Origin of the sequence: Arthrobacter sp. CAN_A1 (assembly GCF_015751665.1) — a bacterium.
Lineage (GTDB): Bacteria > Actinomycetota > Actinomycetes > Actinomycetales > Micrococcaceae > Arthrobacter_D.
The window spans coordinates 17,428-43,607 of record NZ_JADOUR010000015.1 but is presented as its reverse complement, the minus strand read 5'-3'; the positions used below and the strand labels follow the sequence as shown (position 1 = coordinate 43,607).

Here is a 26,180-nt window from a genome sequence, read left to right as displayed (position 1 = left end):
CGGTCGAAATCCGCACCGCCGAAGGCGCTGCCCAGGAATGTCAGTGGGGGCCGGTAGCTTGGAAGCATGAGGCTACTGCACACATCCGATTGGCACCTGGGACGCTCGTTCCATGGTGTGGGTACCCTTCAGGCGCAGCGGATTTTCATCGACCATCTCGAGAAGTCGGTCCGCGAACTTGAGGTTGACGCGGTGTTGATCGCTGGCGACGTCTACGACCGGGCACTGCCCGGCGTGGACGTCGTCGGGCTTTTCGATGAGGCGCTCGAACGCCTGACCGGCGCCGGCGCGCAAGTGGTCGTTTCCAGCGGAAACCACGATTCTGCCACCCGGCTGGGTTTCGGCGGCCGCATCCTGGAACGCGGGGGAGTGCACCTGCGGACCCGCCTCGAGGACATCGGCCGGCCCGTCCTGTTTCCGCTTGACGATGACGGCGCCGAGCTCGCCGTCTACGGCTTGCCCTACCTCGAGCCCCGCCTGGTAGCTGACGCGCTGGGCGCCGCCGCTCCCACCCATACGGCAGTCACCCGGGCAGCGCTTGACCTGGTCCGCACCGATCTTGCCCACCGCCAGTCCGCAGGGACCGTGAGGTCCCTGGTGATGGCTCACACCTTTGCCAGCGGGGGAATCACGTCCGCCAGCGAACGCGATCTGAGTGTTGGCGGCGTGGGCGCCGTCCCGCTGGATCTTTTTGAGGCGTTTGACTACACAGCGCTGGGCCACCTCCACGGTCAGCAGCGGCTGGCCCCCAACGTGCGGTATTCGGGCTCGCCGCTGCCCTACTCGTTTTCCGAAGCCAACCAGGCGAAGGGTGCCTGGCTGGTGGAGATCGGCCCGGCAGGGTTGGGCGAGGTGACCGCCGTGGAATGGCCCGGGTACCGTGATCTGGCTGTGCTGAGCGGGGAGCTCGATGAACTGCTCGCGGACCCCCGGCATGAATGGGCTGAAAACGCCTACTGTCACATCACGCTCGTCGACGCTGACCGGCCCGCCCAGGCGATGGAGCGGCTGCGCACCCGCTTTCCCGCCACCCTGGTGCTGGTTTTCGAACCCGCAGGTGACCGGCTGCTCACCCCGCAGACCTACAGCCAGCGGATCGCCCAGGCTGCCGATGATGTTGACGTCTGCTGTGGCTTCCTCGACCATGTGCGGTCCCGTCCAGCCAGCGCGGATGAACGCACAGTCATCACCTCGACACTCGAAGCGGTTCGCTCGTCTGAGGTTGAGCGGTGAGGATCCACCGCCTCGAACTGCAGGCGTTCGGCCCATTCGCTGACCGGCAGGACGTGGACTTCGATCGGCTGGGCGCCCACGGGTTGTTCCTCCTGAACGGTCCCACCGGGGCCGGCAAATCGAGTGTCCTTGATGCGATTTGCTACGCCTTGTATGGGTCAGTGCCTGGTGCCCGGCAGGGAGCGAAGCGGCTTCGGAGCGACCACGCCCCGGAGTCCCTCGCCCCCGAAGTGACCTGCGAGTTCAGCGTGGGCGGACGGCGTCTTGAAGTGATCCGCAATCCGCAATGGAGCCGCCCGGCGAAACGGGGGAAAGGTACCACCTCAGAGCCGGCGCGCACCCTCCTGCGTGAACGGATCGATGGCGAATGGGTCCAGAAGTCTGCGCGCAATGATGAGGCCGGCGCGGAGATCCAGGCCCTCCTGGGCATGGATCGTGAGCAGTTCACGCGGGTGGTGATGTTGCCCCAGGGGGAATTCGCAGCCTTTCTGCGCTCCGACGCTAATTCCCGCAGAGACCTGCTTCAACGGCTGTTCTCCACCGACCGCTTCGAACGGGTCGAGCAGGTGCTGGCTGACCGGTCCAAAGCGATCAGTGCCCGGGTAGCGGACGCGGAGGCGGGGCTGACCCACATCCTCCGGCGGGCGATGGATGAGGTGGAACGGTATATTCCGACCGGTTCCGGGTCTGCCGGTGCAGAGACACACGATGCAGATCCACTTGGAGCTGAGACACACGGTGCAGAGGAGCCGGGCTCCATCGCGGTGCTACAGGAACGCCTCTCGGTGGTCCTGACGGCTGCTGCCCAGGCTTCGGAGAAGCACGTGCTGGAGCACACGGCACTGCGCGCGGCCCATCAGGAGACGTCGGCAGCGCACGCGCGGCGCGCTGCGCTTCATCGATTCCGTGATGCCGAAAAGTCGCACGCAGCTCAGCGTGACGAGGCGGACAGGTTTCAGGGCGCGGTTGAACGGGACGGGAAAGCGCGAATTCTGGAGGGGAGCCTGCGGGCTCTTGACCACGCAGAGGAAACTCTGCGCCGGGCCGAGGTCACCGCTAGGGTGGCCACCGTGACGCTTGCGGGCTCCCGGGTGGCTGGAGCCCTGCTACCTGACCTGGACACCAGCAGCCTGGCAGGTGGTACCGATGATGCTGGCCCCGAGGTGGGCGACACTCTCGCTGTCCTGGACGCCGCCTGCACCGCTGTCACCTCGGATCTGGGTGCCCTGCGGGCGGCGCTGCCCGATGAAGAGCGGCTGCTGTCCCTCGACAGCAGGCTTGCCGGATCGCTGCTGGAGCAGGAGCGGATCGACGCCGCTATCGGTGAGTGCGTCACCGCTCGGACAGCGGTCCAGGAGGAAGCAGCGACGGCCCGGTCGGCGCGCAGTGAGTTGGAGCGACAGGTCAACAACGAATCCGCTCTGGGGGACAGCGTGGCCGAGAATAAACGGCTGCTCGCAACGATCGCCGCCTTGCAGGCCGCGCGGACCCGCGCGGCCCGCGAGCAGGACACCTACACGGGCGCGGAACGGCACTTCCTCGAGCTCAAAGGACTTTGGCTTGACACTCTCAGGCGGCGGCTTGAGCAGGCGGCAGCCGAACTGGCGGCCAGTCTCAGAGACGGCAGTGACTGCCCGGTGTGCGGTAGTCATTCCCATCCGCGGCCCGCGGCGGCGGATGAGGACAGCCTGGTCACCCACGAACAGGAACAGGCAGCCCGCCTGGAACAGGAACGCGCAGAACAAAAACTGGACAGCGTCCGCCGGGTCAGGGATGAGGCAGTGCTGGAGGTGGCCAGGCTGGAGGCTCAGGGAGGCGATAGGGACGGCGCCGAGGTGCAGGCACACCTGGAGCGGGATACCGTCCTGATGGCGGAGGCGGCGGCAGCGCGGCTGGCTCTGGAAGGCACCACAATCCGGCTGGCCCAGCTGGCCGACCTTGATGAAGAACTCTCCGCCACCCGGCAGGGGTTGGTGACCTCCCTGGCAGAGCTGCGTTCCTCGGCAACCGGTCTGCAGGAACAGCGGGGGGAATTGCTGGAGCGCCTGACGGTGCTCCGCGATGGTTACCTGACGCTGGCTGAAAGGATCGCCGAGTTGGCGTCGGCCCATCAGGCCATGGTCGGGTGCCGCGACGCCCTCCAGGGTTTGCTGCGTACCAGCGAGAACCGCCGTCGAGCGGCCACTACGCTCACCGAGGCACTTGCCGACTCAATCTTTGAGGACCCCGACGCGGTGCGGGACGCACTGCTTCCCTCCGCTGAGGTGCAGCGCAGGGAGCTATTCCTCGGTGCCTATCGGCGGGCTGGGCACCGCCTCGAAGCAGACCGGGAGCTCCCGGAGATCGCTGCAGGGCTTAGGGACGAAGCCGCGGGCCTGCCGGACGTGACACGGGACGCGCTTGATGCCGCCGCGGCCGCCGAGCGGGAATCATCGGCACGAGCGGAAGCGAGCCTCGTCTCGCTCAGGATGATCGAGGAGTCCGCCCGCCAGCTTGACCGCTACGCGGTGGAGCTGGACCAGCAGGAGCAGCAGCTTATGCCGCTGCGTTGTGAGCACCACCTGGTGAAGTCGTTGGCCGACACCGCCCTGGGTAGTGGAGACAACTCCTACAAGATGAGTCTCGGAACCTATGTGTTGGCCGCGCGCCTGGAGCAGGTAGCCGACGCCGCCACCGAACGACTGTTGTCCATGTCGGATGGGCGATACGCGTTGGTGCACAGCGACGCGCGGTCGGGCAACAAAAAAGCTGGGCTCGGCCTGAACGTGATTGATGGATGGACTGGGATTCGGCGCGACACGGCAACACTGTCCGGCGGGGAATCCTTCATGGCTGCGTTGGCGCTCGCCCTCGGCCTGGCCGACGTCGTCCAGGCCGAGTCAGGGGGAATCGAGATTGAGACCCTCTTCGTCGACGAAGGGTTTGGCAGCCTCGACGACCAGTCGCTGGAACAGGTGATGGACGCGCTGGAAGGCCTCCGTGATGGTGGCCGGATGGTGGGGCTCGTCAGCCATGTGGCTGAGTTGAAGCAGCGGATCGGTGCCCAGCTGCAGGTAGTGAAGGGCCGGAACGGGTCTACCCTGCGTATCGTCGACCAGCTGCCCGGCGAGGAGCAGCCAGCTGGGTGGCTGCAAAAGGTGTAAATTAGGACCTGTCACCGGGTTGGGCGCATCGGGAGGGGGGACGATGCGCGTTGGGTTGTACCCGGAAAGATCTTCACCATGACACCTCCTGCAATAACCGGCAGCCGGTTGGGGCGCTACGGCCGCCTCCCCGCTTTGGCCGGATCCTCCTTCCTCACCATCGGCTTCTTCGCCCGGCTCCCGTTGGCCATGCTGACCGTGGGCGCCCTCACTTTGATCACCGCAGCCAGCGGATCCGTCGCAACCGGCGGGTTTGCTGCCGGGGCCGTCGGGGTGGGGTCGGCTCTTGGTGCTCCCATTCTGGGCTACCTCGCCGACCGCACCGGCCAACGGCCCGTGCTGCTCATCTCGGCGGTCCTCAACACAATTGCCATTGCACTGGTGATTACCGCCAGCTACAACGTCCCTGACTTCTCGTCGTCGTCGACCACACTCATTCTCGCCGCGGCATTCGGCATGGGGTTGACCTGCCCGCAGATCGGACCGCTCGCACGGGTGCGCTGGATTGCGCTGACCCGAGGCACACAGCCAGGAGACCTGGACACAGCACTGTCCTATGAGAGCACCGCCGACGAACTGACCTTCGTGCTCGGGCCGGCGCTCGTGGGCCTGTTGGCAAGCCTCATCACCCCCTGGCTGCCGTTGGCGCTGGCCGCAGCACTCACCATTGTGATGGTGAGTGCCTTCGCTGTGCACAGCACGGTCCAGGCGGTGCTGCCACTGAACAGCCAGCCGCACCCCGCACCCCGTGGAGCCACGCCGCCCCGGCAGCGCCAGCCCGGCAGCCGCACATTCTGGCTGCTGGTCCCGCTCCCGGTGCTCGGCATGGTCGCCATGGGCACCTTCTTCGGGTCAACACAGACCGCCCTCATCGCCTTCGCCGGCGAATTTGGTGCGGCGACCACCGCGGGCCTGCTCTACGCGGTGATGGGACTGAGCTCCGCGGCCGCCGCCCTGTCCGTCGCGTACTGGCCGGCGCGGTTCTCGGCGTCCTGGCGCTGGATCATCTCGGCCGGTGGAATGACACTGCTGGGACTGTTTCTCTTCCTCCCCCAGGAGGTGCCCCTGATGCTGCTGGTGCTGTTTGTCCTCGGCATCCCCGTCGGCCCCACCATGGTCACCATCTTCAGTATCGGCTCGATGGTCGCCCCGAAGGAGCTGATGGGGACGGTGATGACTTTGCTGGCCAGCGGCATTGTTGCCGGGACGGCAATAGGTGCGTCGGTGGCTGGGACGCTGGCCGAGGCCAACGGGTTCAGCGCCGCCTTCGTGGTGCCGGTCGCCGCCGCCGGGGTGCTCCTCGTGCTGGGGTTTGTCTCCCTGGCCGTTCCACGCCAGGAATCGGCCGGCTGACGGCCTCGGGGGTGATCAGCGGAGCTGATGCTCGATCGTTCGGGCGCACTCGATGAGCCGTGCGCCCAGCTCGGCGGGGGTGTGCTGGCTACGGATGTAGACCAGCGCCACAGCGGCGGGGAGCTGACCGGGAATTCTGACCGGCACGGCAACCGATGACACGCCGTCGATGACCTCGTCGTGACTGACCGCGTACCCGGTGCGCTGAGCGGTCCGGGCGTCGTCGCGATACTGCTGGCCCGGGGCGAAACGTTCCCAATCCTGTTCGGTGAGCGCCGACTGAATCGCAATTCCCGGCGCACCGGCACTGACCGAATGGCGGCTGCCAGGACGCTGCGCCACAGTTGCTCCGGTGTGCCGTGGTTCCACCGCTACCAGGGTGACGCAATCGTGTTGGTTCAACACTGCCACGAACGCTGTCATCCCCAGCGTGTTGGCGAGCAGGGTGAGCTCGGGAAGGGCAGCGGACTGCAGATCACTCGATACGCCGCGGGCCAATGCGGCCAGCCCGGGACCCGCCTGCACCCGTCCAGCAGTGTCCCGCACCACCAATGCGTGATCCTCCAGCGTCCGGAGGATGCGATAGGCAATGGAACGGTGAACCCCCAGGAGTGCTGACAATTCGGCAATCGACAGGGGAGCACTCGCCTCAGCCAGAATTTCCAGCGCACGGATGCCCCGGGACAGAGTCTGTGAATGGGTCGAGGGTGTCGCCGTGGTGCCGTTGGGTGCTGACTCCATAGTGCTTCACCTTGCCGTCCGATGGCCACCCGCAGCACACGTCATCCGCAGGATCCGTTCAACTATAGAACAATGCTGCCCCCGTGTTGTGAGCGGTGCACATCCGGCGCACGAGGTAGTATGATCAGCGTCACAATTACCGAACGTTCTGTCAGTAAATAGCCGTCCCATTTTTGGAGTGCACAATGACGTCTTCTTCAACCAGTGTTGGCCAGCCCCGCCAGCGCGTCACCCGCGAGGAACGCAAGGTCCTGGCAGGCACCCTTGTCGGCACCACCATCGAGTGGTACGACTTCTTCATTTTCGCCCAGCTGACCGCAACGGTCCTGGCCGGGCTCTTCCTCACCCCGCTCTCCGACTCGAATCCCGGCCTTGCCCAGATCCTGTCCTTCGCCCTGATCGGCATCAGTTTCCTGTTCCGTCCGCTGGGAGCCATTGTTGCGGGCCACCTCGGGGACCGGATCGGCCGCAAGGCGGTCCTGGTCATGACTCTCGTGCTGATGGGCGGCGCGACAGCGTTGATTGGCCTGCTTCCCACCTATGCACAGATCGGCATCTGGGCCCCGGTCCTGCTGATCCTGTTCCGCATCATCCAGGGCTTCTCTGCCGGCGGTGAATGGGGTGGCGCGGCGTTGATGGCCGTCGAACACGCGCCGGTGCACAAGCGCGGCCTCTTCGGTGCCTTTCCCCAGATTGGCGTCCCCATCGGCATGATCCTGGCCACCAGCCTGCTCCTGCTGCTGCGCACTGTCCTCACCGAAGATGAATTCCTGGCGTGGGGCTGGCGGATTCCCTTCCTGCTGTCTGTGGTGCTGATCGTGGTGGGTTACGTGATCCGCCGGTCGGTCGCGGAAAGCCCGGTCTTCAAGGAAATGGCGCAGCGCAAGGCCGAGAGCAAGGCGCCATTGCGCGAACTGTTCAAGAACCACACCAAAGAGGTCTTCCTGTCAGCAGCAATCTTCATTGGCAACAACGCAGCCGGGTACCTCCTGATCGCGTTTTTCATCTCCTACGCCACCGGGCGCCTCGAACTGCCCATCCAGCAGGTACTCCTCGCCACAGTCCTCGCTTCCTTCGGCTGGCTGATCTTCACCATGGTCGGGGGCTGGCTGTCGGACAAGATCGGCAGGGTCCGCACCTTCCAGATTGGGTATGCCCTGGTGTTCCTCTGGATGCTCCCGATGTTTATGATGATCGACAGCGGCGACATTGTGCTCTATGGGATCGCCCTGTTTATCCTGACCATCGGGCTTGGCCTGTCCTACGGGCCGATGTCAGCCATGTACGCCGAGATGTTCCCGGCGCAGGTCCGGTACTCGGGCATCAGCATCGGGTACGCCCTCGGCGCGATCCTCGGTGGAGCATTCGCTGCCACGGTGGCGCAGGCACTCCTTGAGGCGTATGAGTGGTCCGGTTCAGTCGCGATCTACATCATGGTGCTGTGCGTGATCTCCTTCATCGGCGTCAGCCTGGTCAAGGAGACCAAGGGTGCACCGCTGGGCGTGTCCCACCACTAGCCCTCGCACACCACACAGAGGCCGACAGTGGCGGGAAAATTCACCGCTTCTGTCGGCCTCTGTCGTGGGCGACAGTGTTAACCTAGGTCCATGCCAGAGATGCCGGAGGTGCAGGGACTTGTTGATTTCCTCAGGAGGAAGCTCCTCCCGTCTGACGGCCAGCCCGCCGTCGTCGCCGGTCTTGAGGTCGCGTCCTTCTCGGTGTTGAAGACCGCCAAGGTCCCGGTGCAGGCTCTTGCCGGGCTCCCGGTGGACTCAGTGGGCCGTCGCGGCAAGTTCCTGGTGCTGGAGATCGGTGGCCTATTCCTGGTGATGCATCTGGCGCGTGCCGGCTGGCTGAGATGGTCCGAGAGCCTCAATACCGCGGCGCTGAAACCGGGTAAGGGGCCGATTGCCCTGCGAGTAAGGTTCGCCGATCAGGGGTCGGGCGACGAGCCCGGCTTTGACCTGACCGAGGCGGGCACCAGGAAGTCGCTGGCAGCCTACGTGGTGGAGCGCCCCGAGGAAGTCCCAGGGATTGCCCGGCTGGGGCCGGATGCCCTCGAAATGGATCGCGACTCGTTCACCGAGTTGCTGCATTCGCATGGTGGGCAGCTCAAGGGGCTGCTGCGGGACCAGTCAAAGGTGGCAGGGATCGGGAATGCCTATAGCGACGAAATCCTCCATGCGGCGCGGCTGTCACCGTTCGCGCTGGCCAATAAACTTGACGACGACGCCGTCGGCACCCTGCATGCCACCATGCACCAGCTGCTGAGGGCTGCTATTGAGGCGGCTGCAGGGCGGCCCGCCAAGGAACTCAAGGACACCAAGCGGGAGGCCCTGCGGGTGCACGCCCGCACGGGTCAGGCGTGCCCCGTCTGCGGTGACACGGTGCGTGAAGTGTCGTTCGCTGATTCCTCGCTGCAGTACTGTCCCACCTGCCAAACCGGCGGGAAGCCCCTCGCAGACCGCCGGACCTCGAAGTTCCTCAAGTAGGCAAAGCCTTCGGGTTGATCAGCTCGCGGGTCGCGCGGACCGGAATCGTCGGTAGCTGTAGACGATGAGTGAGATAGCGATCACGCCGGACCCGATCATGGTCCCGCCGGTGACCCAGCCACCCGGCAGCCACCACCGCTCTTCCAGCGGCCACCAGCCCGGAACGGTGGGCTGCAACCCCCACATGATGCCGATAGCCATGATGATCAGGGCGCCCAGCACGCTGAACGTAATGCGGGGCCAGGTCTGGACGCTCAGGGCGGCCGCTTGCAGGGCGCGAGCCTTGACTGGGTGCAGGAGTCGGTCCGCCCAGGAATACCTGAGTGAGAGCACCGCCAGACCGGCGGCGAGCATCAACAGTCCGGGGCCGGGCAGCACCAGGGCGGCAAGGCCGAGCACCACCAGGGTCCATCCGCCCACTTCAATGGCAACCCGCCGTATCCACGGGTGAACACGATCCGACTTCATCATGGAATCAGCTTCCCATATTCGGCCCTCGAGTCATGTCGCCATCTCCCAGCCGACGGCGCGGGGGCTGGCGTTTTCAGGGCGGGCCTGCTGGCTCGTAGGATTGCAGGACGAGGTGACCAGCAACCAGGAGGACCGCCATGACTGAGCAGCCGAACCGAGAAGACATCAACGCCGATGAGAAGTCCGAGGGCCCTGATGCCACCATCCCCGAGTCCGAAGACGGGATAGGGGCCGGCGTCACCAAGGAACCGACCAGTTTTGAGCCCGAGGAAGACACGGTCGAGGACAAGTAAACCGGTAGCCGGGGGGAGTCGGCCCGCCGGTGCGGTAGCTGGCCCGATCGGGGTCGGCTTACCCGAGGGTCGGAGCGTGTGCCGGCGGCGCGGGGATATAGACGTTGCCGGTCGTGATCCCACCGGTGACAATCCCGCCGGTGGTGGGCTCTGACAGGTCAGGGCTTACCTCGCCTGGACGGGGCTGGCCTGCGCCGGAGCCGCTGACCGGACCGCTGGCGTCGTCGTCGGTGAATTCCCGGAGCGCGAGGGCCACCTCATGGGCATCGGGGCGCCCCAGGGGGCTGCGCGCGGTCATACTGGTCAGCAGCGGGACCCACACCGGCCCCAGCGACTCCGGGACCTCGGGGTCCCTCAGGAGTCGGGCAACAGCCGCCTCGACCACCGCCCCAGGAAATGCCTTCTGGCCCGTGAGGCATTCAAGCAGCACCAGCCCGAGCGAGTAGATGTCTGACCTGTAGTCAACCGTGGTGCCGTGCGCCTGCTCGGGGCTGAGGTAGTTGGCGGTGCCGATGGTGGCGCCGGTTGCTGTGGCGGTGGTGGCATCAACCATCCGGGCAATGCCGAAATCGGTCAGCTTGGAGTACAGGCGGGTGTCCTGCTCGCCAGCACGGAACAACAGAATGTTGGCCGGTTTCACGTCCCGGTGAATGACGCCCTGAGAGTGCACATAAGCCAGCGCGTCAGCCAGATCGGCACCGAGCTGGGCCACCTCGAAGGGCTCCAGCCGTTCGGCCTTGAGGAGTTTCCTCAGGTCCCGGCCGTCAACGAGTTCCATCACCAGGAAACTGGTGGTCCGCCCTGATTCGTCCTCGTGAAGGCCTGCATCGTGCAGGGTCACCAGCCCGGGGTGATTGAGCGTGGCCAGCAGCATCGTCTCGGTGTGCTGGCGGCGATAGTCGTCGTCGTCGGAGGTGCTGGGATTGAACACTTTCACCGCTACATCGCGGCCCAGGTTCTGATCGGTTGCACGGTACACGGCCGCCGCGCCGCCCGTGCCAAGGAGCTCAGCGGTTTGATACCGCTGCGCCAAAAGTTCGTTCACGGAGTCCTTACGGTGCGGATGGCATGCCAGGGATCAGCCCGTAGTGCTAAGTACGCTGACTATGCCACGCTACCGTATTTCAGCGGGGCGGGTGACGCGCCACACGGACCCCGCAGCACGGCCCCAGGTTTACCCGTTGAGGAAGTCGAGGGCAGCCGATTTGAAGGCCCGGGAGGTCACCGCGTTGGTGTGGGTGCGACCGGGTAGCCAGAGAGTCTCGGCGTGTTTGCTCAGGGCCGCCAGCTCCGGCAGGGTGGTGGCCCGGTCGTCCTTCTCCCCGGCGACGAGCAGCAGCGGCATCTGCGGTACGGCCTCGGCGGGGTTGAACGGTTCACCCTTGATGGCCTCAACCATGGTGAGCAGTGCAAAGACGTCGTGGGAGGGCACCAGACGGGCCATTCGCAGCAGGTCGGCGGTGGACGCATCGTCGATTGGCGTGCCATCGGCCAGGTGCTGCTGGGCGGCCGCCAGATCGAAGTCGGCCAGCGGGTCCTCTGAACCCGGCCCACCCAGGACCATGCGGTGCACCAGCTCATGCTGGGTGGCCCCGAATTCCCAGGCCAGCCGTGACCCGAGCGAATACCCGATGAGGTCCACGCCGCTCGCAGGTTTTGACTCCTCAAGGGGAACCACGTGGGCGTCCTGCAGCACCTGCAGGAGGTCGGCGCGGATCCGGCTCGGCGCGTAGGCGTCCCGTTCCTCCGGGGATGCGCTGTTGCCGTGGCCCGGTAAATCGACGGTGATCACCCGGCGGCCGGCGTCGGTCAGGGCCCTGACCCAGCCGGAATCGTGCCAGTTCAGTTTGGCCGACGACGCGAAGCCGTGCAGCAGCAACACCGGGCGGGAGGTGGATTCCTGTGCCGGATGGTGCTCCTCAACTGATAGATGGGGATCGATTCCCTCTACGAGGTGGTCCCGGTGGCGTCCCATGTCGATCTCCTCAGGTTAGACGTATCAGTCGTCGTCGGACACGGGGCTCAGGCGCACCCGCCGCTTGGGCGCATGCTCCTGCGGGACCGTTCCGACAATGCCGGCCGTATTGTCGGGGACCTCAAACACAATGAGCGGTTCCCCCACTTTGACCACTTCGCCCGGCTCACCATGAACTCTAACCACAGTTCCGGCCTGGGGTGATGGTAGTTCGACGGCGGACTTGGTGGTTTCCACTTCGACCAGCGGCTGGTTGCGTTCGACAGTGTCGCCGACGGCCACCAGCCATTCGAGGACGGTGGCCTCGATCAGGCCCTCGCCGAGGTCGGGGAGTGGGAAGGACAGTTCAGCCACGGCGATGCTCCAATACTCGTTGAATGCCGAACAGGATCCGGTCGATGTTCGGCACGTACTCGTCCTCCAGGTCACCCGAGGGGTAGGGGACGTCGAATCCCGTCACCCGTTCCACCGGTGCCTTAAGCACATTGAAGCACTGCTCCGTCACGATGGCCGCAATTTCCGCTCCGAGTCCACTGGTGCGTGGTGCTTCATGGACGACGACGGCGCGGCGCGTCTTGGTCACAGAGGTGGCCAGGGCGGCGGCGTCGATGGGCTTCAGCCAGCGCAGGTCGAGGACTTCGACGTCGATCCCGTCCTCGGCCGCCAGCTCGGCGACCTGCAGGCAGCGTGACACCATGGCGCCCCAGGCGATGAGCGTGACGTGGCGTCCGCTGCGGGCAACATGGGCGCCATCGAGGGTGCCGCCGTCGGCGGTGTTGACCTCCCCCTTCTGCCAGTACCGTGCCTTCGGTTCCATAAAGATCACCGGGTCGGGCCGCCGGGCGGCGTGCTTGAGCAGGTGGTAGGCCTGATGCGGTGTGGAGGGTGAGACCACCTTCAGCCCTGGCACGTGGGCGAAAAGACTCTCGAGGCTCTCGCCGTGGTGCTCCGGCGCGCGGATCCCGCCGAAGCTGGGCACGCGCAGCGTGATCGGCATGGGGAGGGTGCCGCGGCTGCGGTAGTTCATCCGGCCAATCTGACAGACAATCTGGTTGACGGCCGGGTAGGCGAACCCGTCGAACTGCACCTCGGGAATGGGGTGGAATCCGGCCATAGCCAGGCCCACCGACATGCCCAGGATGCCTGATTCGGCCAGCGGGGTGTCAAAGACCCGGTCGGCGCCGAACCGTTCCTGCAGCCCGTCGGTGATCCTGAAGACACCGCCCAGACGGCCGACATCCTCGCCGAAGATGAGGGTTTTGGGATTCTCCTCGAGTGATTCGGCCAGGGCCCGGTTCAGTGCCTGCTGCATGGAGAGGTGTTCCAGGTGGGACCCGGGTTGGCTCGCTGCTGAAGCGGTGGCATCGGCGGTTGTCGTCTGCTCAGACATGCTCTGATTCCTCTCTCCATGCTCTTTCCTGCTGCTGCAGGGCGGGGGTGCTTTCCTGAAATACGTAGGCGAACATGTCGGAACCCGGCCGTGCATCGAGGGCCTCCACGCCCTCTCGCACCCGGTCGATCTCCGCCTCCGCGTCGGCCAGCACCGTGTCGAAGTAGTCGTCGCCGGTGCCATAAGCGGTCCTGAGCAGGTCCGCGCAGCGCTGGACCGGATCGAGGCTTCGGGCCGTCTGCTCGTCGGCGAGGGAGCGGTACCGGCCGGGGTCGTCGCTGGTGGAATGAGGACCCAGGCGGTAAGTATGGGCTTCGATCAGCATGGGCCCGTTCCCCGCCCTGCAGTGCTCGATGGCCTGGCGGGTCGCGGCCAGGACGGCGACGACGTCGTTCCCGTCGACGGTCAGCGACGGCATCCCATACCCGGCCGCGCGGGCGGCGACGGCGCCGCCGGCAACCTGCGCCGAGGTGGGAACGGAGATGGCCCAGCCGTTGTTCTGCACGAAGAAGACCACCGGAGCCTTCATGACTGCAGCAAAGTTCATTGCTTCGTGGACGTCGCCCTGGGAGCTGGCGCCGTCGCCGAAGTAGGTGAGAGCCACTCCGCTGCCGGTTCCGGGTTCGCGCTCCTGCTGGGCAAGGGTTTGGCCATGGGCCCACCCGACGGCGTGGAGGACCGAGCCGGCTACGACAGCCTGGATCGGTGCGAGACGGGTGGCAGCGGGATCGTAAAGTCCGCCGTGCCAGATGGCCTTGTGGGTGGCCATGTACTGCACCATGTCGACATTCATCGCCCGGGCGACGCCCATCTCGCGGTAGGTGGGGAAGACGAAGTCCCTGGCCGTGTCGACGGCGAACCCGCTGCCCACCTGGGCGGCTTCCTGACCCAGCAGGGGAGCGTATCCGGGAATGATGCCCTGCCGTTGCCAGCGGACCGCCGCAATATCCAACTGACGCACTGCCACCAGGAGCCGGTACAGCGTCGTCAGTTCCTCCTCGGGAGGGGTGGGCGTGGAGTTCATTGCCGTCCTTATGATCGAAGTCACTTTGCTGGAGCGACGCTACGTCCAAAACATTTGCTCTGCAATCTGTGCAGCGGTAGCTGTGCAGTGTGTATCGAAATGCCCCGGAACTCGACCGATAGCTAGACAGAGTGTTAGGTAAGCTGAATAAAAGACGGCACAAAAAAAGCGACAGGAGCACGTGCGCCGTCGAACCCACCCCTGCCGCTTGGTCGTATAGACCAACGACTGTGACAGTAGTCACTATTTCGCCAGGACACAACCGCGGCACGTCTTCTCAGCTCCCGAAAGGTCACACATGGTCATCGACCCGCTCGACTCCCGGATTGCCGAGCTCTTCACTGACGATCCCCGGATGAGCGTTCTTGAGGCGTCACGGCGACTCTCAGTTGCCCGGGCCACCATCCAGGCGCGGCTGGACCGGATGCAGCGCGAAGGAGTGATTGCCGGCTGGGGTCCGCGGATCGAGCCGCGCAGCCTCGGCTATCCAGTGGTCGCGTACTGCTCGCTGACTATCCACCAGGACTCGGGGCACGATGCCGTCGCCGTCGCGCTGGCGAAGATTCCGGAGATCCAGGAGGTCCACACCGTCTCGGGGGAGAGCGACCTGCTGGCCAAGGTGGCGGCCCGGTCCAACCCGGACCTGCAGCGGGTGATTGACGCGATCATCGCTACCCGGACCGTGGTGCGTTCGTCGTCCGTCATCGTGCTCAACACCCATTTCGAGGGGCGGATCCTCCCGTTGATGCGAGCCGCCGCCCAGCCCCCGCCCAGCCCCTGACCCCGCCCCACCACCACCCCCTTTGGGTTGAGTCAACACATATGACCGAAATTTCCCCGGAAACCGGTCATAGGTGTTGACTCAGCGCGAGGGTGAGGAGCGGTGGGTTGGCGAAGTGGCGGATTCGGGCTAATATGACTTAGAGTCATATTGACATTAAGTGAGCGGATACTACGTGAGGGGATCCGATGTACGCAGACGCGGCCAACGTCTCCGAGCGGCAGCTCCAGCCTCCGGCCCTTGCCATCTCCACAGTGATTTTCGCTCTCCGGCCCAGCGCGAGGTCGGGCCGTCCCACCCTGTGGCTACCGTTGGTCCGCCGGATCAGGCAGCCGCACTTGGGCAAGTGGGCACTACCCGGTGGTCCCCTTGCGCAGGTGGAATCACTGCAGGACGCCGCATCACGTAATCTCCGGGAGACCACCGGGCTGGTCCCCAACTACCTGGAACAGCTCTACGCCTTCGGCGGGCTGGACCGCGCAGCCACCCAGCGCCTGGTCTCGATCGTCTACTGGGCGCTGGTCCAACCCGACGAGGCGGCCCTGACCCGGGAATCCGAGAACGTCAGGTGGTTCCGGGCCGACAAACTGGAGAATCTGGCGTTCGACCACAACGCCATCGTTGACTACGCCCTCTGGCGGCTCCGCAGCAAGATGGAATACGGCTCGATCGCCTACCACTTCCTCGGCGACACCTTCACCCTTGCGCAGGTCAGGGAGGTCTACGAGGCGGTGCTGGACCGCCACCTCGATCCGGCGAACTTCCGCCGCCAGCTCCGGGCTACCCCCGACATCACCCCCACCGATGAGTACCTCCAGGGCGTCCGCCACCGACCGCCGCGGCTCTACCGCTATACGGGAACAGCCAGCATCCTTGGCGCCCAGGCCAGCCCAGTTCCTGCCACCCCAGTCCCTGCCAGCACCTCCACTGACTAACACTTCAGGAGCCACCATGACCAGTGTCACCACTGCGATCCAGCTTGTGACCCGCGAGCACGCCCAAAGCCAGCGCGTCACCACGTGCTCGCCGGCTCTCGCCGCGGATCCGTGGACCATCGACCGGGAAACCCTGCCCGCCTACGGCCCCGGCGCCTCGATGCGCGACGTCGCCCCGCCCACCACCCCACGGCAGGGGGAGCTGCCCGAAGAGTACCGGCTTGCCAGCGATGAGGAGCTCGACGCGAGGATCCTCGCAGCCAAGGCAACACTCGGCGACCGCGCGGTCATCCTGGGTCACTTCTACCAGCGGGACGAGGTGGTCAAGTACGCCGACTTCGTGGGCGACTCCTACCAGCTGGCACGCGCGGCGACCGAAAAAACCCAGGCCGAGACCATCATCTTCTGCGGCGTCCACTTCATGGCCGAAACCGCCGACATGCTCTCCCGCCCGGACCAGGCGGTCATCCTCCCCAACCTCGCTGCGGGCTGTTCCATGGCCGATATGGCCGACATCGATTCCGTCACCGACTGCTGGGATGATCTGGCCGAGCTGTTCGGGACAGAGCCCGACGACGACGGCCGCGTCCCGGTCATCCCCGTCACCTACATGAACTCCTCTGCAGCGCTCAAGGGATTCTGCGGCCGCAACGGGGGGATCGTGTGCACCTCCTCGAACGCCGCGGCAGTGCTTGAATGGGCTTTCGAACGGGGTCAGCGGGTGCTGTTCTTCCCCGATCAGCATCTGGGCCGGAACACCGCGAAGGCCATGGGGGTGCCGGTTGACCAGATGCCGCTGTGGAACCCACGCAAACCGCTGGGCGGCAACGACGAGGCAATCCTGCAGGACGCCCGGGTCATCCTGTGGCACGGTTTCTGCTCGGTCCACAAACGCTTCTCAGTGAGCCAGATCGAGCAGGCGAGGGCAGACTATCCAGGCGTCCGCGTGATTGTCCATCCGGAATGCCCCATGGAGGTGGTCGACGCGGCCGACGCCGCAGGCTCCACCGACTACATCCGTCGGGCCATCGAGTCAGCCGAGCCTGGCACCACCTTCGCCGTCGGCACGGAAATCAACATGGTCAACCGGCTGGCCAGCCAGCACCCGGAACACACCATCTTCTGCCTCGACCCGGTGATCTGTCCCTGTTCCACCATGTACCGCATCCACCCGGGCTACCTGGCGTGGGTTCTGGAAGGCCTGGTGGCTGGCACGGTGCTGAACCGGATCACCGTCGACGAGTCGGTCGCCGAACCGTCCAGGGTGGCGCTGGAGCGCATGCTGGCCGTCCAGCCATGAGCACCGGCTCGGCCCGCCGCGTCGTGGTGGTGGGTAGCGGTCTTGCCGGACTCTACGCGGCACTCCGCCTGCGACGGGCCGCCCCCGGCACCGCCGTCACCCTGATCACGAAAGGGCAGCTGGAGGACAGCAACACCTGGCATGCCCAGGGCGGGATTGCTGCCGTCCTGCAGGGCCGCGGCGCAGCCGGGCATCCGGCTCACCAGCAGGGTCCGGACCACGACAGCGCGGACCACGACGGCGACAGCGTAGCCAGCCACATCGCCGACACCCTCGCGGCCGGCAGCGGATCCTGCGTGCCGGCGGCCGTGCAGGTCCTCTGCGCCGAGGCGGCCCGGCACATCGAAGCGCTCCTGGCCCTGGGCACGCCGTTCGACCGCACAGCAGGCGGAGACCTGGCTCTGGGCAGGGAGGCAGCGCACTCGGCGTCGCGTATCCTGCACGCCGGCGGCGACGCCACTGGTGCGGCCGTCGCGGTGGCCCTGATTGCCGCCGTCCGGCGGGACCCGGGTATTGCGGTGCTGGAGGACGCCTTCCTGACAGACCTGCTCACCGGCAGAGCCGACGCCGCCGTAAGCGGCGTTGAGATCCTCCGCGGGGGAGCCATGACGACCCTCGACGCTGACGCCGTCATCCTCGCCACCGGGGGTGCGGGGCAGCTCTTCTCCCACAACACCAATCCGCGGGTTGCCACCGGGGATGGGCTGGCGGCTGCCTGGCGGGCGGGCGCCGTCGTGAAGGATCTCGAATTCTTCCAGTTCCATCCCACCGCCCTGGATGTCCCCGGCAACCTGCTGATCTCGGAGGCTGTCCGCGGGGAGGGAGCGGTCCTGCTCGACGGGGCGGGGCACCGGTTCATGCCCGACTACCACCCGGCAGCGGAGTTGGCCCCGCGCGACGTCATCTCCCGCAGCATTGCCCTCCATCTGAAGGACCGCGGCGAGGAACGGGTCTACCTCGATGCGACAGGTCTGGGCGGGCAGGACTTCCTGGCCACCCGGTTCCCGTCCCTGCACCGGCTGACCGCTGCCCACGGTTTTGACTGGTCGACTGATCCGCTGCCGGTGGTCCCGGCAGCCCACTACTGGATGGGCGGCATCCAGACCGACCTGTGGGGGAGGACCTCCCTGAGGGGTCTCTACGCCGTTGGCGAGGCCGCGTGCACCGGAGTCCACGGGGCCAACCGGCTGGCGTCCAACTCCCTGCTGGAGGGCCTGGTCTTTGCCAGCCGGGCGGTGGACGCCCTCACCGGAAGGAATGACGACGACGGCGGCTGGCCTGCGTTCCCCGCCACAGCGCTGCAGTTCCCGGACCCGACGGCGCTCGAGGTCTGCGACCGTCGCACGCTGCAACGCGTGATGACCGATCATGCTGCAGTGACCCGCAGTGGCGCCGGACTGCAGGTGGCCGCCAAACAGCTCGACCAGTTCTCTGCTGCCACCGAATCAGTCGAACAACGCGAGACGGGCAATCTGCTCATTGCGGCGCGGCTGCTGGTCCACGCAGCGGCAGCCCGCGAAGAATCGCGGGGTGCCCATTACCGCACCGACTTCCCGGCACGGAACCCGCACGACGGCGCCTCCCACCTCACCTCCTACCGAAGGGCGCAGCCATGAGCCAGCGGACCTCTCAGCCAGCACCCGCCGACGTCGATCGCATCGTCTCTGGCGCGCTCGCCGAAGACGCCCCGTGGGGGGATATCACCTCTGAGACGCTGATTCCCGCTGCCGCCACTGCTCAGGCATCGATCGTCGCGCGGGAGGCGGGTGTGTTCTGCGGCGAGCAGGTCATTGAGGCTGCGCTGCGCCTGACCGATCAGCGCACCACGGTGCGGTTCCTGGTGCATGACGGCGAGGTGTTCGACGGCGGGGCCGTGCTGGCCGTTCTCACCGGTCCAGCCCGCGCGGTCCTCACCGCCGAGCGGGTGGCGCTGAATCTGGCGCAGCGGCTCAGCGGGATCGCCACCCTGACCGCACAGTTCGTGCAGGCGGTCTCGGGCACTGGCGCCCGCATTGTCGATACCCGCAAAACCACCCCGGGCCTGCGGGTGCTGGAACGCTACGCGGTCCGCTGCGGCGGAGGGTTCAATCACCGCTTCAGCCTCTCGGACGCTGTCATGGCCAAAGACAACCACCTGGCCCTGCTGGCCCAGGGTGGTAGCTCCGGGCTGACCGACGCGCTCACAGCGGCGAAAGCCCGGCTTCCCCACACCGTGCACTTCGAGGTTGAGGTGGACAGGATCGACCAGATCGAGCCGGTCCTCGCCGCCGGGGTGGACACGATCATGCTCGACAATTTCAGCCTGGACCAGCTGACCGAGGGGGTACTGCTGGTGGCAGGGCGCGCCCTGGTGGAAGCCAGCGGCAACGTGCGGCTGGACACCGTTGCAGCAATCGCCCGGACCGGCGTGGACCTCATTTCTTCCGGCGCGTTGACCCACAGCGTCCATGCACTGGATCTGGGCCTGGACCTGGATCTCAGCCCGGCCCCGGACCTCAGCACGGACCTGGACCTCAGCCCGGCCCCGGACCGGAAGATCGGGGCTCCTGATGATCTACCTTGATGCAGCAGCGACTGCACCGGTGCGGCAGGATGTCCTGACCGCGATGTGGCCGCTGCTCAGTTCCGACTTTGGGAACCCCTCCAGCCACCACGGGATGGGGGAAACGGCGGCCCGTGCCCTGAGCGCCGCCCGGCAGGGTGCCGCGACGGTGCTCGGCTGCCGTCCCTCCGAACTCACCTTCACCTCAGGTGGCACCGAGGCCAACAACCTTGCCTTGAAGGGCATCGCCCTCGCCACCCCCCGCGACCGGCACCTGGTTACCAGTGCCATCGAGCACCCGGCCGTCCTTGAAACACTCGACTACCTCCGCCGGTTCCACGGGTTCCGGATCACTGTGGTGCCGGTATCGCCCACGGGCCTCGTCAACCCGGATGACCTCGCCGAGGCCCTCACCCCCGGCACCGCCCTGTGCTCCATCATGTACGCAAACAACGAGGTGGGGACCGTCCAGCCCGTGCGGGCGCTCGCAGACCGCTGCGCGGCGGTCTCGGTGCCCTTCCACACCGACGCCGTCCAGGCGGGCGGCTGGCTCCCCCTCACCGTCGCCGAGTTGGGCGTCGACGCGCTGACGCTGTCCGGTCACAAGCTGGGCGCGCCCAAAGGGAGCGGGCTGCTCTACGTCAGGGGCCGCACCCCGGTGGAACCGTTGATCCACGGCGGCGGACAGGAACGGGGGAGGCGCTCGGGAACCGAAAATGTTGCCGGAGCCGTGGGTCTCGCCACCGCGCTGGCCCTCGCACAAGGGGAGCGTGGCACTGCGGTCCCCGCCGCAACAGCGCAGCGGGACTTCCTCATCAGGCATGTGCTGGACACCGTCCCCGGTGCGGTAATCACCGGAGACTCTGGGCAGCGCCTACCTAATCTCGCGTCGTTCTGTTTTCCCGGCACCAGCGGCGAATCGGTGTTGCTGGAACTCGAGCGGCGCGGCGTCGTCTGCTCCAGCGGGTCGGCCTGCGCCGCAGGCAGCGACGAGCCGTCCGCCGTCCTCCTGGCACTGGGGATAGACCGGGAAACCGCCCAGACTGCGGTCCGGTTCTCGTGGACCGCCGCCACTACTGAACGCGACATTGCCCTCGCCGCCAGATCGGTCACCGCGGCCGTCGTATCGGTGCGGGGACTGGGCCGCACCGCCTGAAGGTGTTCGGCGACGGCGGCTGGCCCGGCCCGTTTCCGGGCCCAGCTTCACGCCGCGGGCAGCCGCGCTGTCTCTGCCGCCAGGAAGCCCGCCACTGCGCGTGGATCCTCCACATGGGCAAAATGTCCGGTACCAGGCAACACTCCGGCCCGCGCCTGCGGGAGCAAGCGGGCCAGTTCCGCAACCTCGGCAGCCGAGGTGAAGACATCCCGCTCACCCCGCAGGATCAGTTGGCTGCCCCCGGCCCGCCGCCAGGGGGAAAAGTCGTGGCCCCCCAGCGCGGCCGCGGCAACAGCGAAGGCGGCGGGACGGGCATCGACGGCGAGGGCATCGACCACCGGTCCCGTCAGGGTAGCCGGGCTGACGACGAAGGGCCTCAACACCAGTGTGAGCAGACCGGTCCGTCGGGCAACTGCCACCAGGCGGGGCCCCATCGGCCCGATGAGCTGCAGGAACCGCATGATGGTTTTCATCCCGAGGAGCGGGCCCATCGTCGACAGATTCCGCCACGGTTGGCGGAAGGCGCGGGAGGCGATCACCGTGGTGGGAGACAGGACCACCACGGCCACGGTGCGGACCGGTTCCCGCACCGCGATCTCCAGGGCCGGAACGGCGCCCATCGAATGCCCGAAGATCCGCCACCGGTGGTAGCCAGCCTGGGTGAGCACCTCGACGATGGCCGCAGCCTGCGCCCCGATAGTGAAGGTCCCGACGCCGGGGGAGTCACCCCACCCCGGCAGATCGATCACCACAGTGTCAACACCGGTGGGGAAGTTGGGCGCCGCCTGCAACTCCCTGAACGTCCGCCACGACCCGGCTGCCCCATGCAGCAGCACCCACGGGGGTGCACCAACCCCGGCGGTCCGCGAAATCCTCACCTGAACGGGCCCCAGCGCAGTCGGAAAGCGCTCGGAGGTGACGGTCGCGCGGGGCGAGGCGGTGGGCATACCTGTAATTCTGCACGGTGTCCGGTGTGGATGCCCCCCTGTGAGGAGTTTCACTGATTAGACTCGCAGCAGGGCACGCAACCACGATGACAGGATACAGATGAGCCGATCACCGCGAACCGCGCGGATCACCGCCGGGGGAGCGCTGGCGCTCACCGCGGCAGTAGCACTCTCGGGCTGCACCGGGCTGGAAATCGGTGACCGCCCTGCGCAGTCCGGGACGCCGTCGTCGTCGGACAGCAGTTCGGCGGCACCCCAGGTGACCACCGAACCGGACCCGAAGCCCACCGTCGCGGACCGGCCTGCACCCGACGACGACTGGGTGATCTACACCGACCCGCAGGCCCTGGTGAGCTTCGAGCTTCCCCCAGACTGGACCGCCGAGCCAATCGAGGATCCTGGTGATGGTTTCGAGCCGGAATCGGTCCACGTCGCCGTCGAGAATGCCGACGGACGCCCCATGGCCCAGCTCCACACCGGCATCATTGGGGCGGAGGAGGACTGTTTGCCCGACGACGCAAGCCCCTACACGGTGATCCTCAGCCAGCCGGTGGATCTGCCGTCCACAGCGGAGTCGGACCAGTCCATTGATCCGCGGCTGGTGGTCCGCCTGATCGAGGGTTTCAGGTTCTTCAGCTCCTACGGCATCACCGACGTGGTGGGAGGTGCCGACGGTGCCGCCTGCACGCTCACCAACACGGTGCAGGGTCCCGAACATATTGGGCTGTACTCGTTCGGCGATGCGATTTCGCTGACCGCGTTGACCCCCGAGCAGGTTGGGTCCCGGACCGTTTCCTTCGAAACCATTGCCGACGCGGATGAGGCCTTCGACACGGCAACCTTCACCAGCATTCGCCGGATGATCGCGTCGCTGCAGCTCGCCGAGTAGCCCCCGCCGTGCTCAGGCCGCCGGTAGGTCGGGGAAGGTGACGCCGGTCATCGCGGCGCTGACGTCCCATAACCTGCCGCCAACCACGGGGTCGAGCACGCGCGGCGACGGTGCCACCAGTACCGCGTTGCCTCTGGTTTCCCCTGGTCCGTCGGGGCCGGAATAGTCCCCACCGCTGGCCGACGGCGAGGTAGCCGCCCGCAGGATGGGTAGGGCGCCAGCACTGTCAGACTGTCCGAAGAGTTTGAAGAAGCCACCCAGGACGTGGAGCACCGGGGTGGTGCCCATCCCGGCGGTGAGATTGGTATTGGACAGGCCGGGGTGGGCGGCCACCGCGAGTAGCTGCTCTCCGGTGCCTTTGACCCGACGGTCGAGTTCCATGGTGAAGTACAGGTTGGCTATCTTGCTTTGGCTGTAGGCGGTCCACCGGCGATACCTGGTGGTGGAATTCAGGTCGTCGAAATTGATGGTGCCCCGCTTGTGGGCGAGGCTGGACACCGACACCACCCGGGGGGCCGGGGTTTCGCGGAGGTAGGGCAGCAGGAGACCCGTCAGGGCGAAGTGACCGAGGTGGTTGATCCCCAGCTGCTGCTCGAACCCGTCCACGGTAAGGACCCGCGGTGTGGCCATCACTCCCGCGTTGTTGATCAGCAGGTCAAGGGGTTCGGTCCAGTCGGCCGCGAAGCTCCGCACCGACGCCAACGATGACAGGTCGAGGATCCGCAGCTCAACAGTGGCACCCGGAACCCGGGTGGTGACGGTTTCGAGGGCTGTAGCCCCCCGCGCTGCGCTGCGGCAGGCGAGGGTTATCGAGGCTCCCCGCCGGGCCAGCGCTATCGCCGTTTGCAAGCCGAGACCGCTGTTCGCTCCGGTGATCACTACTGTGCGACCCTCGAGGTCCTGGACCTGGTGCTGGGGAATGGAATTCACTAAGGAGCCTTCCTTGTTCTAACGTGGTGGTAGCTTCAGCATAGAGTCCGCACCCACGGCTCGCCGCGCACTGCCACCCCCACCCCACCAGGAGTACACCCATGCAGCGATCAGTGACCGCCCGCATCACGGCGCGGACCCGCTCCGCCTCGTCACTCGTCTTTGCCCTGGCCGCCGTGCGGAACCCCGGGTACAGCACCTTCGACGAAAACCTGGTGGTGCTGGTCAATGACCAGCCGGTCATCCCCGGGGAACTGGAAGACATCCACGGGGGGCGGCTGCACACCCTCACGGTGGACGGGGAGGCGAGCATCTCCCTCGATTACAGGGCGACCATCACGGGGACCGCCTCCGCCGAAGAGGCATCCGAAACAGATCTGATCCGCTATGTCCGCCCCAGCCGCTACTGCGAATCGGACCGGCTGCTGCCGACGTCGTACGCGGAGTTCGGCTCGCTGGCGGGATCCGAACTGCTCAACGCCGTGCGCGACTGGGTCGGCAAGGAGCTGGCGTACGTCTCCGGCTCCTCACGGCCCACCGACGGCGCCGTCGAGACCTTGCTGGGCCGCCGCGGCGTATGCCGGGATTATGCCCACCTGGTCATTTCCCTCCTACGGGCGAAGGACGTCCCCGCCCGGCTCGCCGCCGTGTACGCGCCCGGTCTGAGCCCCATGGATTTCCACGCTGTTGCCGAGGCATGGGTGGACGGTGCCTGGCATGTGGTGGACGCCACCGGGCTGGCGCCGCGGGAGTCACTGCTCCGGATTGCGACGGGCCGGGACGCCTCGGACACCGCTTTCCTTTCGACGGTGGGCGGCAGCCTGCAGCTGGAGAAGCTGGAGGTGACCGCGGTGGTCGATTCCCTGCCCGTCGATCAGCCGGGTGCGCTGATCCAACTTCGGTAGTTGATCCAGCTTCAGTGATCGCCGCGTTCGGAGTCGTCCACACCCTCGCGGATCCGGTGGGTGAGCTCAAGCAGCTGTTCGAGTTCACCGGTCTTGAGGATCGGTCCCAGGAGCGTGTGGATCACCCGGACGTGTGCAGCCCCAATTTCGCGTTGCAGTTCCCGGCCCTCCGGGGTCAGCGCCACCATCACGCCGCGCTGATCGTCGGGCGCCGGTTTCCGGTGGATCAGACCCTTGGATTCCAGGCGCTCCACCATCCGGCTGAGGCTGGGCTGGGAAATCAACAGGCTGCGGTTGAGTTCGTTGAGCCGGGTCCAGCCCGTGGGGCAGCGGGTGAGGTTGAACAGGACGTCGTACTCGCCGATGGCCAGTTTCTTGAAGGACGGATCGTTGCGGAGCCGCCGCATCACCGCCACCTGGGCCCGGAACAGGGACTCCCAGGCTTCGGCGGTGAGACGGATCGCTGGTTCGGTGGTGTCAGGCACTGTGGGCCCCGGTCAGGGCGGTACGCCGGTTCTGGAAGGTCGGGGATGCGGGGATGTGGGAGGGCGTGCGGTCGGCAAATTCCTTCCGCAGCACCGGCAGCACGTCGGATCCCAGCAGGTCCAACTGTTCGAGCACCGTCTTCAGCGGCAATCCGGCGTGGTCCACCAGGAACAGCTGGCGCTGGTAGTCGCCGAAGAACTCACGGAACGTGAGGGTCTTCTCGATCATTTCCTGCGGGCTGCCAACCGTGAGCGGCGTCTGTGAGGTGAACTCCTCGAGCGAGGGGCCATGACCGTATACCGGCGCGTTGTCAAAGTACGGACGGAACTCCCTGACCGCATCCTGGGAGTTGCGGCGCATGAAGAACTGTCCACCCAGTCCGACAATCGCCTGGTCAGGAGTGCCATGCCCGTAGTGGGCATACCGTTCACGGTAGAGCGAGATTAGCTGCTGGTAGTGCTCCTTGGGCCAGAAAATGTTGTTGGCAAAGAAGCCGTCGCCGTAATAGGCGGCAATCTCGGCTACCTGCGGGGTACGGATGGAGCCGTGCCACACAAAGGGTGCGACGCCGTCGAGCGGGCGTGGCGTGGAGGTGAAGTTGCGCAGCGGCGTGCGGTGCTTGCCCTCCCAGTTCACCACGTCCTCATCCCAGAGGCGGCGGAGCAGGTTGTAGTTCTCTACGGTCAGCTCAACGCTGTCCTGCTGGTTCTTGCCAAACCACGGGTACACGGGAGCCGTGTTCCCCCGGCCCAGGATGAGGTCCACCCGGCCGTCGGAGAGGTGCTGTAGCATGGCGAAGTCTTCGGCGATCTTGACCGGGTCATTGGTGGTGATCAACGTGGTGGACGTCGACAGGATGATGCGCTCGGTCTGGGCGGCAATGTAGCCCAGCAGGGTGGTGGGCGAGCTCGGCACGAAGGGCGGGTTGTGGTGCTCGCCCGTGGCAAAGACATCCAGTCCCACGTCCTCGGCGTGCTTGGCAATGGTCACCATCGCCTTGATGCGCTCGTGCTCGGTGGGTGCCTTCCCCGTGGTCGGGTCGACGGTGATATCACCTACGGTGAAAATACCGATCTGCATGGTTCCTCCTCCAAGTAGATGCATCTGCATCGACTATACCTGCAACCGGGGTGTCCGGCGCTTTGTTCCCGCGCTGGATCCGACTGACATCCGGCAACGTGAGTCGCTGGGCAG

The 26,180-nt window shown here is 66.3% G+C and carries 25 protein-coding genes; 14 read left to right on the top strand and 11 right to left on the bottom strand.

From position 1 onward, the window contains the following. Window positions 1-66: 66 nt before the first annotated feature. The 3 genes from IWX62_RS14470 to IWX62_RS14460 all read left to right on the top strand — a co-directional run bounded on the left by IWX62_RS14470 (window position 67) and on the right by IWX62_RS14460 (window position 5,729). Entirely contained in the window at window positions 67-1,233 is a 1,167-nt protein-coding gene (locus IWX62_RS14470) for an exonuclease SbcCD subunit D (RefSeq protein ID WP_196842117.1), read from the top strand. Further along, window positions 1,230-4,376 (top strand): AAA family ATPase, encoded by a 3,147-nt coding sequence (locus tag IWX62_RS14465; protein WP_196842116.1) that lies wholly within the window; start codon window positions 1,230-1,232, stop codon window positions 4,374-4,376. The genes IWX62_RS14470 and IWX62_RS14465 overlap by 4 nt, the downstream gene beginning before the upstream one ends. A gap of 78 nt (window positions 4,377-4,454) precedes the next feature. Then, the gene (locus tag IWX62_RS14460; RefSeq protein WP_196842115.1) at window positions 4,455-5,729 is read left to right on the top strand and encodes an MFS transporter; all 1,275 of its coding nucleotides are present in this window, start codon (window positions 4,455-4,457) and stop codon (window positions 5,727-5,729) included. 15 nt (window positions 5,730-5,744) lie between these two features. Here the strand turns inward: IWX62_RS14460 and IWX62_RS14455 are convergent, their stop codons facing one another. Beyond that, window positions 5,745-6,470: an IclR family transcriptional regulator gene (locus IWX62_RS14455; protein WP_196842114.1), complete on the bottom strand. Its 726-nt coding sequence runs from the start codon at window positions 6,468-6,470 to the stop codon at window positions 5,745-5,747. 185 nt (window positions 6,471-6,655) lie between these two features. On the opposite strand from IWX62_RS14455, the gene IWX62_RS14450 reads away from it, so the two are divergent. Further along, window positions 6,656-7,987 (top strand): MFS transporter, encoded by a 1,332-nt coding sequence (locus IWX62_RS14450; RefSeq protein WP_196842113.1) that lies wholly within the window; start codon window positions 6,656-6,658, stop codon window positions 7,985-7,987. A gap of 90 nt (window positions 7,988-8,077) precedes the next feature. After that, window positions 8,078-8,962 (top strand): DNA-formamidopyrimidine glycosylase family protein, encoded by an 885-nt coding sequence (locus IWX62_RS14445; RefSeq protein ID WP_196842112.1) that lies wholly within the window; start codon window positions 8,078-8,080, stop codon window positions 8,960-8,962. 18 nt (window positions 8,963-8,980) lie between these two features. Here IWX62_RS14445 and IWX62_RS14440 read toward each other — a convergent pair whose 3' ends face one another. After that, complete coding sequence (locus IWX62_RS14440; protein WP_196842111.1) at window positions 8,981-9,433, bottom strand: PGPGW domain-containing protein; 453 nt, start codon at window positions 9,431-9,433, stop codon at window positions 8,981-8,983. A gap of 137 nt (window positions 9,434-9,570) precedes the next feature. Here IWX62_RS14440 and IWX62_RS14435 point away from each other — a divergent pair, with 137 nt between their 5' ends. After that, window positions 9,571-9,726, top strand: a complete 156-nt coding sequence (locus IWX62_RS14435; RefSeq protein ID WP_196842110.1) for a hypothetical protein — start codon at window positions 9,571-9,573, stop codon at window positions 9,724-9,726. A gap of 58 nt (window positions 9,727-9,784) precedes the next feature. On the opposite strand, the gene IWX62_RS14430 is transcribed toward IWX62_RS14435, so the two are convergent. From IWX62_RS14430 to IWX62_RS14410, 5 genes are all read right to left on the bottom strand, one after another. After that, window positions 9,785-10,771, bottom strand: a complete 987-nt coding sequence (locus tag IWX62_RS14430; RefSeq protein ID WP_196842109.1) for a serine/threonine-protein kinase — start codon at window positions 10,769-10,771, stop codon at window positions 9,785-9,787. Between the two features lie 129 nt (window positions 10,772-10,900). After that, a complete protein-coding gene (locus IWX62_RS14425; protein WP_196842108.1) occupies window positions 10,901-11,701 on the bottom strand; it encodes an alpha/beta fold hydrolase in 801 nt (266 codons plus the stop codon). Between the two features lie 24 nt (window positions 11,702-11,725). Continuing rightward, a complete protein-coding gene (locus tag IWX62_RS14420) occupies window positions 11,726-12,055 on the bottom strand; it encodes a biotin/lipoyl-containing protein (protein ID WP_196842107.1) in 330 nt (109 codons plus the stop codon). After that, a complete protein-coding gene (locus IWX62_RS14415; RefSeq protein WP_442859267.1) occupies window positions 12,048-13,013 on the bottom strand; it encodes an alpha-ketoacid dehydrogenase subunit beta in 966 nt (321 codons plus the stop codon). Before IWX62_RS14415 ends, IWX62_RS14420 begins: the two co-directional genes overlap by 8 nt. 70 nt (window positions 13,014-13,083) lie before the next feature. Next, complete coding sequence (locus IWX62_RS14410) at window positions 13,084-14,115, bottom strand: thiamine pyrophosphate-dependent enzyme (protein ID WP_196842105.1); 1,032 nt, start codon at window positions 14,113-14,115, stop codon at window positions 13,084-13,086. A 298-nt stretch (window positions 14,116-14,413) separates the two neighbouring features. Here IWX62_RS14410 and IWX62_RS14405 point away from each other — a divergent pair, with 298 nt between their 5' ends. The 6 genes from IWX62_RS14405 (at window position 14,414) to IWX62_RS14380 (ending at window position 20,829) form a co-directional block, all read left to right on the top strand. Next, window positions 14,414-14,896, top strand: coding sequence for an Lrp/AsnC family transcriptional regulator (locus IWX62_RS14405; protein ID WP_196842104.1), 483 nt, complete (start codon window positions 14,414-14,416; stop codon window positions 14,894-14,896). Window positions 14,897-15,084: 188 nt separating this feature from the next. Then, window positions 15,085-15,831, top strand: coding sequence for an NUDIX hydrolase (locus IWX62_RS14400; RefSeq protein WP_196842103.1), 747 nt, complete (start codon window positions 15,085-15,087; stop codon window positions 15,829-15,831). Window positions 15,832-15,847: 16 nt separating this feature from the next. Then, window positions 15,848-17,131, top strand: a complete 1,284-nt coding sequence (nadA, locus tag IWX62_RS14395) for a quinolinate synthase NadA (RefSeq protein ID WP_196842102.1) — start codon at window positions 15,848-15,850, stop codon at window positions 17,129-17,131. Beyond that, window positions 17,128-18,747, top strand: a complete 1,620-nt coding sequence (gene nadB / locus IWX62_RS14390; protein WP_196842101.1) for an L-aspartate oxidase — start codon at window positions 17,128-17,130, stop codon at window positions 18,745-18,747. Before nadA ends, nadB begins: the two co-directional genes overlap by 4 nt. Further along, a complete protein-coding gene (gene nadC / locus IWX62_RS14385) occupies window positions 18,744-19,694 on the top strand; it encodes a carboxylating nicotinate-nucleotide diphosphorylase (RefSeq protein WP_196842100.1) in 951 nt (316 codons plus the stop codon). The genes nadB and nadC overlap by 4 nt, the downstream gene beginning before the upstream one ends. Continuing rightward, entirely contained in the window at window positions 19,681-20,829 is a 1,149-nt protein-coding gene (locus IWX62_RS14380; protein ID WP_196842099.1) for a cysteine desulfurase family protein, read from the top strand. Before nadC ends, IWX62_RS14380 begins: the two co-directional genes overlap by 14 nt. 47 nt (window positions 20,830-20,876) lie before the next feature. On the opposite strand, the gene IWX62_RS14375 is transcribed toward IWX62_RS14380, so the two are convergent. Beyond that, the gene (locus tag IWX62_RS14375) at window positions 20,877-21,776 is read right to left on the bottom strand and encodes an alpha/beta fold hydrolase (protein ID WP_196842098.1); all 900 of its coding nucleotides are present in this window, start codon (window positions 21,774-21,776) and stop codon (window positions 20,877-20,879) included. Window positions 21,777-21,876: 100 nt separating this feature from the next. On the opposite strand from IWX62_RS14375, the gene IWX62_RS14370 reads away from it, so the two are divergent. Next, a complete protein-coding gene (locus tag IWX62_RS14370) occupies window positions 21,877-22,665 on the top strand; it encodes a hypothetical protein (protein WP_196842097.1) in 789 nt (262 codons plus the stop codon). Window positions 22,666-22,677: 12 nt separating this feature from the next. Here the strand turns inward: IWX62_RS14370 and IWX62_RS14365 are convergent, their stop codons facing one another. Beyond that, window positions 22,678-23,595 carry an oxidoreductase gene (locus tag IWX62_RS14365; RefSeq protein WP_196842096.1) on the bottom strand — a complete coding sequence of 306 codons (918 nt, stop codon included), beginning with the start codon at window positions 23,593-23,595 and terminating at the stop codon, window positions 22,678-22,680. A 101-nt stretch (window positions 23,596-23,696) separates the two neighbouring features. On the opposite strand from IWX62_RS14365, the gene IWX62_RS14360 reads away from it, so the two are divergent. After that, window positions 23,697-24,500, top strand: coding sequence for a transglutaminase-like domain-containing protein (locus IWX62_RS14360; protein WP_196842095.1), 804 nt, complete (start codon window positions 23,697-23,699; stop codon window positions 24,498-24,500). Between the two features lie 11 nt (window positions 24,501-24,511). On the opposite strand, the gene IWX62_RS14355 is transcribed toward IWX62_RS14360, so the two are convergent. Both IWX62_RS14355 and IWX62_RS14350 read right to left on the bottom strand, forming a co-directional pair. Then, complete coding sequence (locus IWX62_RS14355) at window positions 24,512-24,985, bottom strand: MarR family winged helix-turn-helix transcriptional regulator (protein WP_196842094.1); 474 nt, start codon at window positions 24,983-24,985, stop codon at window positions 24,512-24,514. Next, window positions 24,978-26,066, bottom strand: a complete 1,089-nt coding sequence (locus tag IWX62_RS14350) for an LLM class flavin-dependent oxidoreductase (RefSeq protein ID WP_196842093.1) — start codon at window positions 26,064-26,066, stop codon at window positions 24,978-24,980. The genes IWX62_RS14355 and IWX62_RS14350 overlap by 8 nt, the downstream gene beginning before the upstream one ends. Between the last annotated feature and the right edge of the window lie 114 nt (window positions 26,067-26,180).